This window comes from Vibrio sp. Of7-15 (assembly GCF_022347565.1).
GTDB lineage: Bacteria > Pseudomonadota > Gammaproteobacteria > Enterobacterales > Vibrionaceae > NORP241.
This window is the reverse complement of the sequence record NZ_JAKRGH010000004.1, coordinates 15,666-31,943: the sequence shown is the minus strand read 5'-3', so window position 1 is coordinate 31,943 and position 16,278 is coordinate 15,666. Positions and strand designations below refer to the sequence as shown.

General features: G+C 40.5%; 17 protein-coding genes and 1 riboswitch. Of the genes, 13 read left to right on the top strand and 4 right to left on the bottom strand.

The annotated features are described in order from the left end of the window. The first annotated feature begins 73 nt into the window (after positions 1-73). Positions 74-1,876, top strand: a complete 1,803-nt coding sequence (locus MHO82_RS06355; protein WP_239183030.1) for an HD domain-containing phosphohydrolase — start codon at positions 74-76, stop codon at positions 1,874-1,876. Between the two features lie 344 nt (positions 1,877-2,220). Here MHO82_RS06355 and ribB read toward each other — a convergent pair whose 3' ends face one another. From ribB to MHO82_RS06340, 3 genes are all read right to left on the bottom strand, one after another. Continuing rightward, on the bottom strand, positions 2,221-2,877 hold the full coding sequence (ribB, locus tag MHO82_RS06350) for a 3,4-dihydroxy-2-butanone-4-phosphate synthase (RefSeq protein WP_239183029.1): 657 nt from the start codon (positions 2,875-2,877) through the stop codon (positions 2,221-2,223). A 201-nt stretch (positions 2,878-3,078) separates the two neighbouring features. Then, a riboswitch (FMN riboswitch) is annotated at positions 3,079-3,260 on the bottom strand. A gap of 202 nt (positions 3,261-3,462) precedes the next feature. Further along, a complete protein-coding gene (locus MHO82_RS06345) occupies positions 3,463-3,699 on the bottom strand; it encodes a ribosome alternative rescue factor ArfA (protein WP_239183028.1) in 237 nt (78 codons plus the stop codon). Between the two features lie 46 nt (positions 3,700-3,745). Further along, a complete protein-coding gene (locus MHO82_RS06340) occupies positions 3,746-4,666 on the bottom strand; it encodes a hypothetical protein (protein WP_239183027.1) in 921 nt (306 codons plus the stop codon). Between the two features lie 277 nt (positions 4,667-4,943). Between MHO82_RS06340 and MHO82_RS06335 the strand changes: the two genes are divergently transcribed. The 11 genes from MHO82_RS06335 to MHO82_RS06285 all read left to right on the top strand — a co-directional run bounded on the left by MHO82_RS06335 (position 4,944) and on the right by MHO82_RS06285 (position 14,753). Then, a complete protein-coding gene (locus MHO82_RS06335; RefSeq protein WP_239183026.1) occupies positions 4,944-5,135 on the top strand; it encodes a hypothetical protein in 192 nt (63 codons plus the stop codon). A 229-nt stretch (positions 5,136-5,364) separates the two neighbouring features. Beyond that, entirely contained in the window at positions 5,365-5,652 is a 288-nt protein-coding gene (locus MHO82_RS06330; RefSeq protein ID WP_239183025.1) for an HlyU family transcriptional regulator, read from the top strand. A 249-nt stretch (positions 5,653-5,901) separates the two neighbouring features. After that, entirely contained in the window at positions 5,902-7,452 is a 1,551-nt protein-coding gene (gene pntA / locus MHO82_RS06325; protein ID WP_239183024.1) for a Re/Si-specific NAD(P)(+) transhydrogenase subunit alpha, read from the top strand. A 10-nt stretch (positions 7,453-7,462) separates the two neighbouring features. Then, on the top strand, positions 7,463-8,839 hold the full coding sequence (gene pntB, locus MHO82_RS06320; RefSeq protein WP_239183023.1) for a Re/Si-specific NAD(P)(+) transhydrogenase subunit beta: 1,377 nt from the start codon (positions 7,463-7,465) through the stop codon (positions 8,837-8,839). 198 nt (positions 8,840-9,037) lie between these two features. Beyond that, positions 9,038-9,415, top strand: a complete 378-nt coding sequence (locus MHO82_RS06315; RefSeq protein ID WP_239183022.1) for a late competence development ComFB family protein — start codon at positions 9,038-9,040, stop codon at positions 9,413-9,415. Positions 9,416-9,656: 241 nt separating this feature from the next. Continuing rightward, the gene (vxrA, locus tag MHO82_RS06310) at positions 9,657-11,108 is read left to right on the top strand and encodes a sensor histidine kinase VxrA (protein ID WP_239183021.1); all 1,452 of its coding nucleotides are present in this window, start codon (positions 9,657-9,659) and stop codon (positions 11,106-11,108) included. Then, on the top strand, positions 11,083-11,745 hold the full coding sequence (locus tag MHO82_RS06305; protein WP_239183020.1) for a response regulator transcription factor: 663 nt from the start codon (positions 11,083-11,085) through the stop codon (positions 11,743-11,745). The genes vxrA and MHO82_RS06305 overlap by 26 nt, the downstream gene beginning before the upstream one ends. A 50-nt stretch (positions 11,746-11,795) precedes the next feature. Beyond that, complete coding sequence (locus MHO82_RS06300) at positions 11,796-12,683, top strand: DUF2861 family protein (protein WP_239183019.1); 888 nt, start codon at positions 11,796-11,798, stop codon at positions 12,681-12,683. A gap of 117 nt (positions 12,684-12,800) precedes the next feature. After that, on the top strand, positions 12,801-13,907 hold the full coding sequence (locus MHO82_RS06295; protein WP_239183018.1) for a conjugal transfer protein TraF: 1,107 nt from the start codon (positions 12,801-12,803) through the stop codon (positions 13,905-13,907). Positions 13,908-13,970: 63 nt separating this feature from the next. Beyond that, positions 13,971-14,123 (top strand): YoaH family protein, encoded by a 153-nt coding sequence (locus MHO82_RS06290; protein WP_239183017.1) that lies wholly within the window; start codon positions 13,971-13,973, stop codon positions 14,121-14,123. A gap of 114 nt (positions 14,124-14,237) precedes the next feature. Then, a complete protein-coding gene (locus MHO82_RS06285; protein WP_239183016.1) occupies positions 14,238-14,753 on the top strand; it encodes an HD domain-containing protein in 516 nt (171 codons plus the stop codon). A gap of 39 nt (positions 14,754-14,792) precedes the next feature. Here the strand turns inward: MHO82_RS06285 and nadE are convergent, their stop codons facing one another. Further along, entirely contained in the window at positions 14,793-15,629 is an 837-nt protein-coding gene (gene nadE, locus MHO82_RS06280) for an ammonia-dependent NAD(+) synthetase (protein WP_239183015.1), read from the bottom strand. A gap of 133 nt (positions 15,630-15,762) precedes the next feature. Between nadE and MHO82_RS06275 the strand changes: the two genes are divergently transcribed. Continuing rightward, entirely contained in the window at positions 15,763-16,278 is a 516-nt protein-coding gene (locus tag MHO82_RS06275) for a nicotinate-nicotinamide nucleotide adenylyltransferase (protein WP_239183014.1), read from the top strand.

Here is a 16,278-nt window from a genome sequence, read left to right as displayed (position 1 = left end):
TGTCTCTTTTGTTTTGAACATATGGTTTCGTATTTATAGTCATCAATCCACTAGTTAATTTTAGGCTTTAGTAATGAGTAGTATTTACATTCATAAGAAATTGGTTTTAGGAGTAATACTGCTCACTGGGCTGATATGCTCACGTTTGGCTTTGGCTGAGTCTCAACCTACTCAAGTACTTATACTTCATTCATACAGCCCTTCTTACCAGTGGACTGCGGATATTCAACGCGGTATTGAAGATGCTGTAAAAGACGCGAAGCAATCGTTAGAGTTTTCCATTGAGTATATGGATACGAAACGAATCAGTACTCAGCGTTATGAAAATGAGCTGGTGGCGTATTTAAAAGAAAAGTATAAAAATAAACGATTAGACGGCATCATCGTATCCGACGATTATGCTTTTGATTTTTTAAATCGGTATTCAGAACAAATATTTGGCTCGATTCCAGTTGTGGCTGTTGGTATTAACAATGAGCAAGCGGAACTTAGTAGTTTCACTGGGCCTGTAAAAGTTCACTATGAAAAAGACAATATCAAAGAGAATATAGAGCTGATTAAGATTCTTAAGCCTAACCTGAAAACATTGTACTTTTTAATTGATGAAAGTTACACCTCTACCTTCATTAAAGAGGAGTTTTTTAAATATATCAGTGAGTACCCCTCCATATCGGTAGAAGTGATCAATAACATTTCATTGACAGAGACAGCAGAATTCCTGTCCCATGTGGATCCAAACGATGCAGTATTACTGACCCATTATAATACCGAACTCAGTGATGGGGTGTTTCATCACTACAACGAAACAGCCAAAGTCCTTTCAGCGAACAGTAACGCGCCAATATTTGTATTTTGGCAGCATTATCTTGGTAGTGGCGTATTAGGCGGTTATGTGAATAAATCACATGGCTTAGGTTATCAGTCGATAGTCTCCTTAGGGTTGTTGCTAGGGAATACCTTTGATGGCTTATATGATTCAGAACATTTGAAAGGGTATGTTTTTGATTATGCTGTTTTGGATAAATTTCACATTAGCGACGAGCTTTTACCAGTCAACTCTAAGTTCATAAATAAGCCGACTTCCTTTATTGAGAGCAATGCACTCATTCTATTTATTGCTGGTTGTATCATCAGTCTTTTAATTGCCATTATTTTGTTACAGCAAAACTCGCTGCGTCGTAAACGAGAATTGAATGAAAAGAATCAACATATTGTCGAGTTACAAACCCACACGTTGAGTGTGCAAAAAGAAATGATTCACATGCTAGGTGAAGCCATAGAGACTCGGTCAGGGGAAACAGGGAATCATGTGAAGCGTGTGGCCAAGCTTTCTGCGTTGTTAGGGGAGCTTGCAGGGTTAGATAAACAGCAATGCGATTTAATTGAGGTGATCAGCCCCATGCATGATGTGGGGAAAATTGCAGTGCCTGAAGCTATCTTAGATAAACCGGGTAAGCTGACAGCTGCTGAATGGGGCGTGATGCAACAACACACCACGGCTGGTTATAAGCTATTAGTCAGCGGGCAGGGGGAAATCATGCACTACGCCGCCCAAGTGGCACTTCAACATCATGAGCGATGGGATGGAACGGGTTACCCGAGCGGTAAAGCTGGAGAAGAGATCCATCTTTTTGCTCGAATCACCGCTATTGCTGATGTGTTTGATGCGTTATTGAGTGAGCGTTGCTATAAAAAAGCTTGGCCTATCGAAAAGGTTATTGATTTATATAATAGGGAATGTGGTTTTCAATTTGATCCTGATCTTACTCGTTTAATGCTTGATAATATTGATCGTTTTGTTGCTATCCGTAATGAGTTTCCCGATACAGTGAGTGAGTTTGATATGAAGAATATTGATCTCGCAGAGAGCCGCTAGAAAGTATTTTTACTTATGGCATTTTTTTTGCTTTGTTGATTCTGAGATGAGAATTTAGGAGGCAAGGGAAATACTTTGCCACTCCATACCAAGCTAAATTAGCGTTTGGTTTGGTCTTTGCTCAGAAGCACGGAGGTTTGTATGTGGAGACGAGATTGGATTGATGCAGCGATGGTCGTTGGTTGGATTGCTGCATGGTCTGCTCTGGTTTATTTTATCCCTGCTGCAGGCGTATAAGATAATCTCACTGGATACAATGTACAAATAAAAACCGGGCTGTCAGTGCCCGGTTTTATTTAGAGGTATTTTTGTTTTTAGATACCTGTTTAGAACTACCTTTAAAGCTATGACGCTTTTTTGATTTCTTTCTCGTTAATGTAGCTCACCATATCTTCAATAGTAAGTACTGGCATATCAAACTTCTCACCAAATTTAACCACTTCTGGTAAGCGTGCCATGGTGCCATCTGGGTTTGTTAACTCACACAATACACCGTAAGGAGCAAGGCCCGCTAATTTCATTAAGTCGATAGTGGCTTCAGTGTGACCACGTCGGCCCAGCACACCATCTTCATGCGCCTTAAGAGGGAATACATGGCCTGGGCGACAAAGATCTGAAGGCTGAGCACCATCCGCAATGGCGGTTTTAATCGTTGTTACACGATCAGCGGCTGATACACCTGTAGTAACCCCTTGTGCTGCTTCAATAGTGACCGTAAATCCTGTTTCATTAGCGCTGGTGTTATGTTCAACCATCATTGGCAGTTCAAGTTGCTTTACACGCTCTTGAGGAAGGCACAAACAAACGATGCCTGAGCACTCACGGATCATAAGGGCCATTTGCTCTGCAGTAAGAGATTCTGCCGCGTAAATGATGTCACCTTCGTTCTCGCGATTTTCATCGTCTAAAACAAGAACACCTTTACCTTCTTGAAGCGCTTTAAGGCCAGCTTCAACGCGTTGAAATGGGGTGCCGAATTCGGCTAGTAGAGACTGATTCATGGTAATAACTCCAAAATTAAATATTTTGACCAGAATCAGGGCATGGAAATAGCGCAGCAACAAGCTCTTGCTGAATAATACAGGCATGGCAAGCGCGACAAAATAGAGTCGAAAACAGCGAAGAGACGTTTGCTCATATCACTATTTACCGATCACCTCATAGCGCTCAAAGCTGTATCAATAGCAGTGGCTTGTTAAGTGTTCTATTCTCTTTCATCCGGACTTTAACCGTCGGCTCTGGAATTACACCAGATCTGCTGACCTTTACAAAGTAACTAAGTAAAGCGCTCGCGGGCTTTCTACATCATTAACAGGGATATGTTGTTAAATACAGTGATGAGATTACCGCCGGTGGGGAATTTCGCCCCGCCCTGAGAATTCGCTATGCAGCATAAGGAAGTTAAACGACCGCTTCAAGTTAAATAGTACGCTGAAAGGATAATTCTATTATTAACTTGATAAAGCTAACGTTTTACGGCTAAAACTGGTTATATGTCGTTCAATGGTTTAATAAATAAAGAGTGAGAGATGGAAAGCAGAGGTTTGATTAAGGAGTAACAAGGAAGTGATAGGAGCTATTGGGAATTAGGTAGCAAGTGATAAACATGTCTCAATAAAAAGGCCAGAGCGATTGGCATCGGTCTGGCCTTTGTGCTTTTGTTTGCGTTGGAAAGAGCCTTTTCCTTTTTTAGCTTTTTCTACTTTGGATCGGAATAGCTGACTTGTAACGAGTGCTTTTAAGGCATTATCTTGAATTTCACCTCGGTGATGTTCAACACAACCAGTATTCGATTTTATTTTGTGTTTCTTATTTTTTGCCATGATGTATACCTATATTTAATCATCGCAATAACTTTAACACGAAAATCTATTTATTTTTAGTTTTATAAAACCTTGCTATGCATTTTGTTAATATTGGTAAGCAATAGGTTGGTGCTTGTATGGCCCCTGCTAATGGTAAAAATGCAGGGCCAAGTAAAGAGCCTGCGATGGTGTAAGTTAATAATACATTTCTATTACCTGCGGTAACGGCTGCGATTAATGCAGCTTCAGTTCCTTGCTTACGATAGAGCAGGAATGCGAACAAAAAGAAAGAAAAACACAGCGCAGAAGCGACTAGAAAATACCAGTATGCATCGTTTGGTGAGGTGTCCCACAACAGTCGAAAATCTCCGACCAGACCAAATGGAAAGCTAAAGACCAAAATGATGGTATAAGGTGCTATTTTTTGATGTATTTTCAGAAGGTTTTCCTGTGATACCTGTTGATGTACTAAAAATGAAAATAGCATAGGGCCAAAGATAAATATAAGTAATCTGAGTAGGTAGTTTTGCAGATCTAAGATGACATCGGAAGTTTGTAGAAAAAAGAGCGTTAAGTACAGGGCCAGTGGAAGAAGCAAAGTTGTAGATATTGTCATGGCCATTGCGGTCATGCTGTCAAAACCGATAGCCCTTACAATCGCTGGTGTCGCAAATAAGGAGCCTGTCGCCGCCGTCGCAACGATAGCTAGGGTTAGATCAGAGTTGGCATTGATCAGCCAGCTAAAGCCCAAGCTCGCTATCATGAGCCCAAACGAATGATAAAGCGCATATTTCCAAATAACGGCTTTCTTTAATGTGCTGATGAGGGTGCGCTGGTTTATTCCTAATAAGGTAAGCGTCATTAAAAAGAACAATACATAGGGAAGCACCGGAAAAACAGCCTGAGACGCCTCAGGGACTGCAAAGCCTGCCAAGGCAGATAAGGCCATTAATAGTAGGGAGTGGCGTGCAATAAAAGTAATCATGAGCATCTAAAAATAATTATTGTTGCCATAATGTTGCGGAAAATTTCAATGTAGTGCAATAGCTATGCTTTTATTCTGTTAACTTGCATCTAATTTCAACTTTTTGCTCTTTTTAATGCATATTTACCCAAGCCTGATGTTAATGCTTTATTAATTAGAAAAACTAATCTGAAAGTGGAGTTTTTGTCATTTTTAGCGTGCAGAAATTACCGATATTATTAGCCCATAAACGAGTTCGGTTTAACAGGTTTTAATAACAATATTTAGTGAGGCAATCATGGCACAGGCAATTAACTTCGACACCATCGCTACAACCCCTGCAATGGACAAGAAAGCCTATGCAGTAAACATCAAAGGATTGATTGCTCATATGGTTGATATTCTTTTTGGAAAAGGTGAAGTGACTCACTCTTGTAATGCTGCGGATCTTTCTGCACATTTACAAAAAGACATCGGTATCTACCGCTAATTGACATTACTGCTTATAAATAAAGTACCTATAAAGCGCTGGCGAAAGTCGGCGCTTTTTGTTTATTTATGGATAAATAATATTATCCAAATTGTTATTTAGTTGTATTTCTATTTTCTTCATGACTGCAATTCTTATTTTTCTCTTAAAATATTTTCCTAAGGTATTTCAATGGCCAATTTATATGGCATGATAGGTTATTAGATTCTTAAGGACGAAGGAGATAGTTGTGGGTTTTTTATCTAAATTGTTTGGTGGCTCTGCTAAAGCGGAAACAAAAAAAGCAGTTGTTGAGCCAATCGAGCATAATGGATTCTTGATTTATCCTGAGGCGAAATCAGAAGGAGGGCAGTATCGTATTGCTGGTCGAATCTGCAAAGTCGTTGATGGGGAAACAAAAACTCATCTCTTTATCCGCTCTGATGTACTTTCCTCTGAACAAGATGCGAATGAGTTTATGATCACTAAAGCCAAAATGTTCATTGAGCAAACTGGAAACAGTATGTTTGGCGCATAGTACACTTTATTTCGCTCTCAAACAGTCGATCTTTTTATATTTACCCATAATAAGTGAATTTCTAACTGTGGTTAGACCTCTGCTTAGTGCTTTGCAGTGTTGTTTTTTTACATCTAAAGAGTAAGTATTGGTCCAAACAAAGAGTTATATGTAATAAAAGTTTGTATTTTTCTTACATAAAGCTTGTATTTATTTCCATCGTTAGATAAAAAACTATTTATTAATTGTGCCAATAGTCAAGGAATAGCTATGCAGATTGGTGTACCAAAAGAAATACTCGCTGGTGAAACACGAGTAGCTGCAACGCCAAAAACGGTCGAGCAGTTATTAAAATTAGGATTTACAGTTGCTGTTGAGTCAGGTGCGGGTGTTCTCGCAAGCTTTGACGATTCAGCGTTTGAAGCTGCCGGTGCTTCTGTTGTTTCTGTTGATGATGTGTGGAAATCAGAATTAATTCTGAAAGTAAACGCTCCTCAACTTAATGAAGCGACTGGCGTAGACGAGTTTGAACTTATCCAAGATGGTGCAAGCTTAGTCAGCTTTATTTGGCCTGCTCAAAATGAAGAGTTACTGGCGAAGCTTGCGACAAAGAATATTAATATTCTTGCAATGGACTCAGTACCTCGTATTTCACGTGCTCAGGCATTGGATGCGTTAAGTTCAATGGCTAACATCGCGGGTTACCGTGCCGTTGTTGAAGCTGCACACGAATTTGGTCGTTTCTTCACAGGTCAAATTACAGCTGCGGGTAAAGTACCACCAGCGAAGGTATTAGTTGCTGGTGCTGGTGTTGCTGGTTTAGCGGCTATCGGTGCTGCTGGTAGCCTAGGTGCTATTGTTCGTGCTTTTGATGTTCGTCCTGAAGTAAAAGAACAAGTACAAAGTATGGGCGCAGAGTTCCTTGAAGTTGATTTTGAGGAAGATACTGGTGCAGGTGATGGTTACGCAAAAGAGATGTCGGATGCTTTTAATAAGAAAGCAGAAGAGCTTTATGCGAAACAAGCCAAAGATGTTGATATTATCATTACAACAGCTTTGATCCCTGGCCGCCCAGCCCCGAAATTGATCACCAAAGAAATGGTTGATTCAATGAAACCGGGTAGTGTGATTGTGGATTTGGCTGCTGCAAACGGCGGTAACTGTGCTTACACTGAAGCTGATAAAGTCATTACTACTGAAAATGGCGTAACTATTATCGGTTACACCGACATGGTTGGTCGTTTACCTACACAGTCTTCACAGCTTTACGGTACTAACCTCGTAAACCTTTTAAAACTTCTTTGTAAAGAGAAAGACGGTACGATCAACATTGACTTCGAAGATGTTGTTCTTCGCGGTGTAACGGTTGTTAAAGAGGGTGAAGTAACGTGGCCTGCGCCACCAATTCAAGTTTCTGCTCAGCCTCAAGCGAAAGCTGAGCCTGTTAAAGCAGAGCCAAAAGTAGAAGAGCCAACTTCTCCTATTAAGAAATACGGTTTCATGGCAGCTGGTGTTGCGGCATTTGGTTGGGTTGCAAGTGTTGCTCCGGCTGACTTCTTAGCTCACTTTACGGTATTTGTTCTGGCTTGTGTTGTGGGTTACTACGTTGTTTGGAACGTGAGTCATTCTCTGCACACACCGTTAATGTCAGTAACTAATGCTATCTCAGGCATTATTGTTGTAGGTGCACTGCTTCAAATCGGTCAAGGTATCGGGGTGGTCACTTTCTTATCATTCATTGCTGTTCTTATTGCAAGCATAAATATTTTTGGTGGCTTTACGGTTACTAAGCGTATGCTTGAAATGTTCCGTAAAGACTAAGGAGTAACACATGTCTGCAGGATTAGTACAAGCCGCTTACATTGTTGCTGCGGTATTCTTTATCATGAGTTTGGCTGGCCTTTCTAAGCAAGAAACGGCAAAAGCTGGTAACTACTACGGTATTACTGGTATGGCTATTGCTCTTATCGCAACTATCTTTGGCCCTGACTCAGCGGGTACAGGTTGGATCATTCTTGCGATGATCATTGGTGGTGCGATTGGTATTTTCTACGCTAAAAAAGTAGAAATGACAGAAATGCCAGAACTTGTTGCGATACTTCACAGCTTCGTTGGTATGGCTGCGGTACTGGTTGGTTTTAACAGCTTCATTGATCATGGTGAACTGACAGGTGCTCTACTAAACATCCACTTGGTAGAAGTATTCTTAGGTGTATTCATCGGTGCTGTAACGTTTACTGGCTCTATTGTTGCTTTCTGTAAGTTACGCGGCATTGTTGCTTCTAAAGCACTGATGCTTCCACATCGTCATAAATTGAACCTAGCAGCAATTGTTGTTTCAACTTTGTTGATGGTTCAATTCGTGAACGCTGAAGGTAGCATGTTTGCCTTAATCGTGATGACGCTGATTGCTTTTGCGTTTGGTTATCACCTTGTTGCTTCAATCGGTGGCGCAGATATGCCAGTGGTTGTATCAATGCTTAACTCATACTCTGGTTGGGCAGCAGCAGCAGCAGGCTTCATGCTAGCAAATGATCTTCTGATCGTTACTGGTGCTCTAGTTGGTTCTTCAGGTGCAATCCTTTCTTACATCATGTGTAAAGCAATGAACCGTTCTTTCATCAGTGTAATTGCTGGTGGCTTCGGTACGGATGTTGTAGCTTCTTCTAGTGAGGAAGAGCAAGGTGAACACCGCGAGACATCTGCTGAAGAGCTGGCTGAAATGCTAAAAGCGTCTAAGTCTGTGATTATCACTCCAGGATACGGCATGGCAGTAGCTCAAGCTCAGTACCCAGTGTATGAAATTACTGAGAAGTTACGTGCACAAGGTATTGACGTTCGTTTTGGTATTCACCCAGTAGCTGGTCGTCTGCCTGGTCATATGAACGTATTACTTGCTGAAGCTAAAGTACCTTACGATGTCGTACTAGAAATGGATGAGATCAACGATGATTTCTCTGAAACAGATACGGTTCTTGTTATTGGTGCGAATGACACAGTTAACCCAGCGGCTCTTGAAGATCCAAACAGTCCAATTGCTGGCATGCCAGTACTTGAGGTTTGGAATGCTCAGAACGTTATTGTGTTCAAACGTTCTATGAATACAGGTTATGCTGGCGTTCAAAACCCACTGTTCTTTAAAGAGAATACACAAATGCTGTTCGGTGATGCTAAAGAGTCTTGTCTAGAGATTGCTAAGCACATTTAATCGAGTAAGTCTATTTGGATAATGCAAAGGGAGCGGAGTCGCTCCCTTTTTTGATCTTAGGCTTTTATTCATGAAGTGTTCAGGTAATCTAGAAGTTTATCTTGTTGGCATTCTTCATTATTTAAAATGGACGCGACATAAATATGACAGTTATTACTGGTATAGAAAATAACCGTTTTGTTGTAGAGGTGGAATACGATGCAGATCAGTGAAGACGTACATAATTACATGGAAGTTTTACTCGGTAACCTTCTTTCCGATCTGGGCTATACAGAGAAATACAGTGCTGAACAATTGGCTGATTTAGCGTGCCTAGCGTTAAACCAGCTTAGGCCCATTTATATTCGTCATGATATTGACTTTCTCGCTGCGCTTGCAGAAAACAAATTAGTCGCATTAAAACAGCAAGTTGCTACTGCGTTAGAGGCAGCTGAATCAATGATCATTGATGACCGTCGTGTTGATCGAGATGATGAGCTTCCTACTCTATACATAGATTCGAGGTATCTAGATGAAGATCCTGAACTTGAATGGTATGAAACACCACTACTACCTACGTCAAAGCGTTTAAATTAGGTACATTGTGGCAATCATAGCTAAACGTCAGCAAGCGCTGGCGTTTTTTATCGAATACATACAGCTATCACGAGTGTAGAGTTTAGTAAGGTTTTTGAGAAAGGACTCAGTATTAAATTAAGCGCATTCAAGCCTGTTCTTATTAATGGGAGTTCGATTATACTTACTCGTATAAATGGCTCGCCGATTCAGTACCTTAGATGAGCCTACCGACTGTTTTATAAAAAAGGTATGAGTTCTGTTGGTTATTCGAGCACTACTATTCGCACTGTGTTATCAAGTCTCTTTTGGTCTTTTGGCGGCAACGCTTCCAGAAAAGATTGAGCAATTTCGTTCTATGTTTGAGCGTATTCCAACCGAGGCTCGTTATGATATACGTGTTATTCAGGGTGATTATCCCACATCACTTTTATCTCCAGATTCAATGCTGCCTCAAACGGCGAAGTATCCTCTAAATGCATTACAAAAACTGTATCAATTTTCAGGTCAGTGCCAAGGCGTGCTACCTGTTAACCCTCTAGTGACAGATGCATTGGTATTTAGTCGAGCCATCTGTAATAAAACGGTATTACCAACTTCCTGGTTTGTTCGTTCTAGTATGATCCATCCAGGTGGCGGGACCTATGCATCTCGCTATATTCAAGCTTTTCCTGAACGCATCGAAGAGCTTCAACATTACATGCACATTAAAGAGAGACCATTTTCATCGGAAGATACTTTGCTTGGGCGACTACAACGAATGGACAATGATGCCATTGCTGCACTTATTTCGGGCTCTGATACATTTATATCGGAAGGCGAATTGTGGATTCGTAAAGGCTCGGTTTACCGGATTTTTGAGAGCCATATCTGGCAAGCAAAGATTAATGATGCCGGGCTTGAATTGTTTTTGAGCTCTGAATCGGACGTAAACAGTTGCTATGTACGTAGTGGAAATATTTGCTGGGAAGTAAAAAGCAACTCTCAGGTTTTGTTTTACAGCATATTAGTGCTTGGTATTGTGAATGTGTCTTTGATTGCGGGATGGGGGATATCTCGTTGGAATCATAAACGCAAAGATCTTAAAGATCGTATGCTTGTGCTTCAGATCTTAACGCATGAATTAAGAACCCCAATTGCAAGTTTATCTTTAACGGTAGAGGGTTTTAGAAGAGAGTTTGAGGCACTTCCCGAAAGTGTTTATGATGAATTTAGACGTTTATGTGAAGACACGCGCCGTTTACGTCAGTTAGCTGAAGCGAGTAAAGATTATTTGCAATCGGATCATCAAGCGCTTTCAACAGAATGGATTCCGTCTGTGTCAGAATGGTTAGATTATCGCTATGAAGAAAGCGAAACCCCAGTTGATATCACAATAGAAAATGACTCAGCCGTTAAAGTTAATATTTATTGGTTGGGAACCTGTGTTGATAATTTGGTGAATAATGCTTGTAAATATGGTGAAGCGCCTATTTCAGTGCAGGTAACAGTACAAAAAAGATCCTTATCTATTCGCGTAATGGATCAAGGCATATTAACAAGAAAGAATTGGAAACAGTTAAGACAACCTTTTGTGAGTAAAAGTGGCTTAGGCCTAGGTTTAACAATTGTAGACTCAATGGTTAAGCGAATGGGCGGAACTATGAAACTCATTGGGCCCCCAACCACCTTTATTTTGGAGATCCCTTGTGAAACAAACCCTATTATTAGTTGAAGATGACAGCAACTTGGCTGATGGCCTTATCGTAAGCTTAGAGCAAGCAGGTTACGAATGTTTACATGCTGAGAATGCGACAAAAGTAACGGCACTTTGGGAAAGAGCAGATTTAGTGATTCTCGATCGCCAGCTACCTGAAGGGGATTCACTGACTTGGCTTTCGGAATGGAAAGCAATCAAACCTCTTCCAGTTATTTTGTTGACTGCGCTTGTTTCCGTGCGAGATAAAGTGACTGGTTTAGATTCAGGGGCAAATGACTATTTAACCAAACCTTTTGCGGAAGCGGAGCTTTTAGCAAGAGTACGAGCTCACCTTCGTTCCCCTGAAATGGAATGCACGGCAGATTCCCAGAAAGTGAAAGTGGGGCAGTTGTCGATTGATATTAACACGCGTGAAGTAACTAATGATGGTAAGCCTGTTGTACTAACTCGAACTGAGTTTGATCTACTTATCTTTTTGGCTCGTAATTTAGGAAGGGTATTCACTCGTGATGAGCTATTGGATCAAGTATGGGGTTACAATCATTTTCCGACAACGCGTACTGTCGATACACATATACTCCAATTACGACAAAAAATTGAAAATATCACGATAGAAACTCTACGCGGTGTTGGCTATAAAATGAAAGCCTAACTGTTTATTTAGCTTAATGTTCTTTTTGTAAATGCTTTGATGGTTGTTTTATGAAAAAAGTGATTGCGCTGTTATGTGCATCTGTTTTTACTATCTCTGCTTATTCGGCAGATTGGTTTATTGAAAAAAATGCGTTAACGAGCACCCATCAGCATTTATTAGAAGGGGATACAGATAAAGCGTTTACTTCGCTGGTGGAGGTTTGGCAAAATTATCCTTCGACTAATCGTTCAGAACATCTTGATCAATTGTTAAATAAAGCTTTAGAAGTTGATTGTGGTAAGGGATTCAGTAAAGGGTTACTTCCTGCATGGTTGAGCAGTTTAGTAATTAGAAGGCAGGTAGTTCAAAGCCCTGGTAGGCTTCATCATAAGTTAATTGTAGATGCTAAAAGCAGCAGTAAGTTATCTTTAGTCAGCGTGCTTCAATGGCCTGAGCAAGTGAATATTATTAACGCTGTACCTGAAGTGAAAGAGGGTAAGCAAGTACCTGATGGGCAAATGCGTTATGTGGTTCAAACAGAGCAACTGAATCAACGCCTTAAAAGTGGTCTATACAAGGTTGTATTGGAAACGGACTCTAGCCAGCGTTGGGAGAGCTGGGTTGTTATGGCCGAGCCAAATGTAAAAGAGAGTGTTCGATGGGACTCTAAGCGTACTTGGATCACGAATAAAACAGGGCTGCTAAATGAGTTTTGTCCTTTACCTGTGATGACTGTGTCTTTGTATGATGTGGAAGATGGAGAATATCATGAATCTTGGTCTGAAATGTTTGAAAAAAATTACCCAGTGAAATTACCGGATATAAATCTTCCTGCCGATAGGTATGTATTGTCGGTTTCTTTAGCACAAAAGCGTTGGCAAGGTAATATCTCCATAGAAGATGTCCAAATTATTGCTAAAACTATCGATTGGGATGAAGAAGTGCCTAGCAAATAATATTTCCATTTTTTTGCAGCATTTCACCTTTCTCAAAGAAAAGCCGTTAATTGTTAAAGGTTTGAGTGAATCGGGCGCTATTATGAATAGAGAATAAAATAATAGTGGCAGGGACTGATGAAAACATCACTAAAATTAACAGTAGCAGCAATGGCTTTAGCTTCATCATCTGTAATGGCTACGACTTATGCTGTTGATGGTCGAACGGATGCAATGGGTGGTGCTGGTACAGCTGCTGCCGATTACCTCACAGGTGCATTTTATAACCCCGCGCTGGTGGCTTTATACACTAGAAAAGATGATGCAGGTATTCTCATTCCAGGTATTGGGGTTCAGTTAAATGATCAAGACTCTATGCTTGACGACGTTGATGAACTCCAGAAAGCAATCAATAACTCTGATGTGGCTGGTATTAATCAGAAATTAAACGATCTAGAAGGCGATGAGTTTTATCTTGGAGCTGGTGCAACGTTTGCGATTGCGATTCCTAACAGGTACTTATCAACTAATATTTTTGCGAAGACGTATCTAGAGTCTTACGCTCGTCCAGTGATTGATACAGCAAATTATAATAACTCTGACATTACGATGGTCGCGTTTGGCCTAACTGAAGTCGGAGTTGCGTTTGCGAAGTATTTCAATATTTTAGGGCAACACATTTCTTTGGGTGTCTCACCTAAAATGCAGCGTTTTTATACCTACAATTACGCCACTAAGATAGAAAATTTCGATACCGATGGTTTTGACACTAATGAAACGAAAGACAGTGCCGTCAACTTTGATGTTGGTGCCGTATGGTTTTATGGGCCATTCCGAATTGGCGTCGCGGGTAAGAATATGGTTGATCAAAGTCTTGAAACTGCGTCTGTTACCGCAACAAATACGTATCAATATACTTATGAACTGAATCGACAAGTGACAGCAGGTGTTGCATTTGTAGGTAGCTTTACGACATTAAGTGCCGATATGGACTTGATCGAACAGACGCGTTTTACTGGCATTGATGATGATGTTCAAATGCTTCGATTTGGTGCTGAATTTGATATTTTTGGACAGCTTCAGCTTCGTGGTGGTTTCAGTACTGACATGAGTAGTAATATTGAAGACACAATTAGTGCCGGTATTGGTTTTTCTCCGTTAGGTATTGTTAATGTGGATGTCGCTCTTAGTTATGCAGGAGAAAACTCCTATGGCGGTGCAGTGAACTTAGCCTTAGGTTACTAATCACGTGACATCGGCAACGAATGTTTTTACAATCAGCCTCTTTTATTTTGAGGGGCTAAAGTTATGTTGGGTGATTTTCCAACGCTGACTCACGCAGAGCAACAGGCGGCCGTAGAACGCATTCAAGAATTAATGTCAAAAGGCGTTAGCAGTGGTGAAGCGATTCAGATGATTGCTGATGAAATTAGGCAAGAACAAGCAGAAAAGCAACAGTAGTATAAGCGGCCATCATGGTCGCTTTTTTGTGCTTATTATGTGAGCAGCTGCATTATTTCTATCATATGACACCGTTATACTAGAGCCGACAATAGTTAAGAGATGCGGTTTGGTATGAACAATCGATATTTAAAAGCGCAAACATTTGCCCGTGAGCGTCATAAGAATCAAAATTATGGCGATTTACCTTATTATCGCCATTTAGACGAAGTGGCGGAAATTGCTTCTCCGTTCGGTAATTTGGCGATGATAGTGGCACAGTTGCACGATGTCTTGGAAGACACCGATACCACAGTAGATGAAATCGCTCATGAGTTTGGGTTTACAGTGGCTAATGCTGTTTTTTTTGTGACGGATTGCGAACATGACAATCGACTCATTCGCAAAAAGAACATGAATAAGAATCTTGCGTGCTTAAATGTGGAAGATGATGCTGGTCGCCTTGCTTTGTTGGTAAAGAGTTGCGATCGTTTAGCCAATTTAAGAGCCAGTAAACGAATATCAAGCTACCATTTTGAACGCTATCAAAAGGAACATGCAGACTTTCGAGCAGCAGTTTATCGACCGGGATTATGTGAAGCTATTTGGTGGGAAATTGAACAATTAGTAAAGGCAACGGTTGAAAGATAAGAGTGTGATACCTTTTTCACACCCTTATCATTATCTTATTTACTCTTGATCGTAAATCGTTGGGATAGGCTGGCGTTTGTGCTGAGTCACTTTGTAGATATGTACTAGTTTTTCAGTGACTTCCGTTTTTACTGGCTTCCCTTCAAGGAAATCATCAATTTCATCGTAAGTTAGATTTAAAGCATCTTCATCCGCTTTCTGTGGAGCAAGTTCTTCTAAGTCTGCTGTCGGAGTTTTTATTACTAATAATTCTGGAGCGCCTAACTCTTTTGCCAGCTGACGAACTTGCCTTTTGTTTAGACCGAACAACGGGGCTAGATCACAGGCGCCATCACCAAACTTTGTATAAAAACCAGTAATATTTTCCGCAGAGTGATCAGTACCCAAAACTAATCCGCCAACAAGGCCAGCAATTTCGTATTGAGCTACCATACGAGCACGCGCTTTTACATTGCCTTTTACGAAATCAACTTTAGCTGAATCAGAAGGAATTAGGTTTGTATTAGCCAAAGCATCAAGAGAGCTAGCATGAAGGCCATCAACGCCAGCTTTAATGTTTACGCTTACAGAATGGCTTGGTTTGATAAAAGACAAAGCAAGTTGTGCTTCATCTTCATCTTTTTGCTCACCGTAAGGTAAGCGCACAGCAATAAACTGGTAATCAGAAGACTCAGTTTCTTGGTTTAGACTATCTATAGCCAATTGCGCTAGGCGACCACAAGTAGTGGAGTCGACACCACCACTAATACCCAGAACTAATGACTTACAACCAGCTTGTAATAATTTCTTTTTGATAAAATCAACACGGCGGTTAATTTCAAATACAGGATCAATCGCGGGTAAAACTCGCATTTCATCACGGATCAATTGTTCCATAGTGTGGTCCTTTTATACCTTATTTAATTATCTGCTTCTCATAATACAGAAATCCCAGAGAATGTTCAGTTTGTTATTGATTAATAGACAGAAAAACAACAATATCGAGCGTAGTAACGAATTTGGAGTAAAAATGCGTAAAATAGCTGTTTTTGGTAGTGCTTTTAACCCGCCAAGCTTAGGGCATAAAAGTGTCCTGCAATCCTTATCTCATTTTGATTTAGTATTAATTGTGCCGAGTATTGCCCATGCGTGGGGGAAAACCATGCTCAATTATGAAAAAAGATGTGAAATGGTTCAATTATTCATTAATGACGTGCAACTACCAAATCTTGAGCTTTCCACGGTCGAAAAAGATCTTTTTCAGCCTAACGAAAGCGTTACCACTTACCAAGTGTTAAAAAAGACTCAAGAAAATCACCCAGATGCCGATATTACTTTTGTATTAGGGCCTGATAACTTTGTTAACTTTAGTAAATTTTTTAAAGCTGAACATATATTGAGCACTTGGTCTGTGTTAGCATGCCCAGAGAAAATTGCAATACGAAGTACTGATATACGTAATGCACTTGAACAAGGGGCACCTATTAGCCACTTAACGACGACTAGTGTTGCTCGGTATCTAATGGAAAATCAGCTATATAGATAA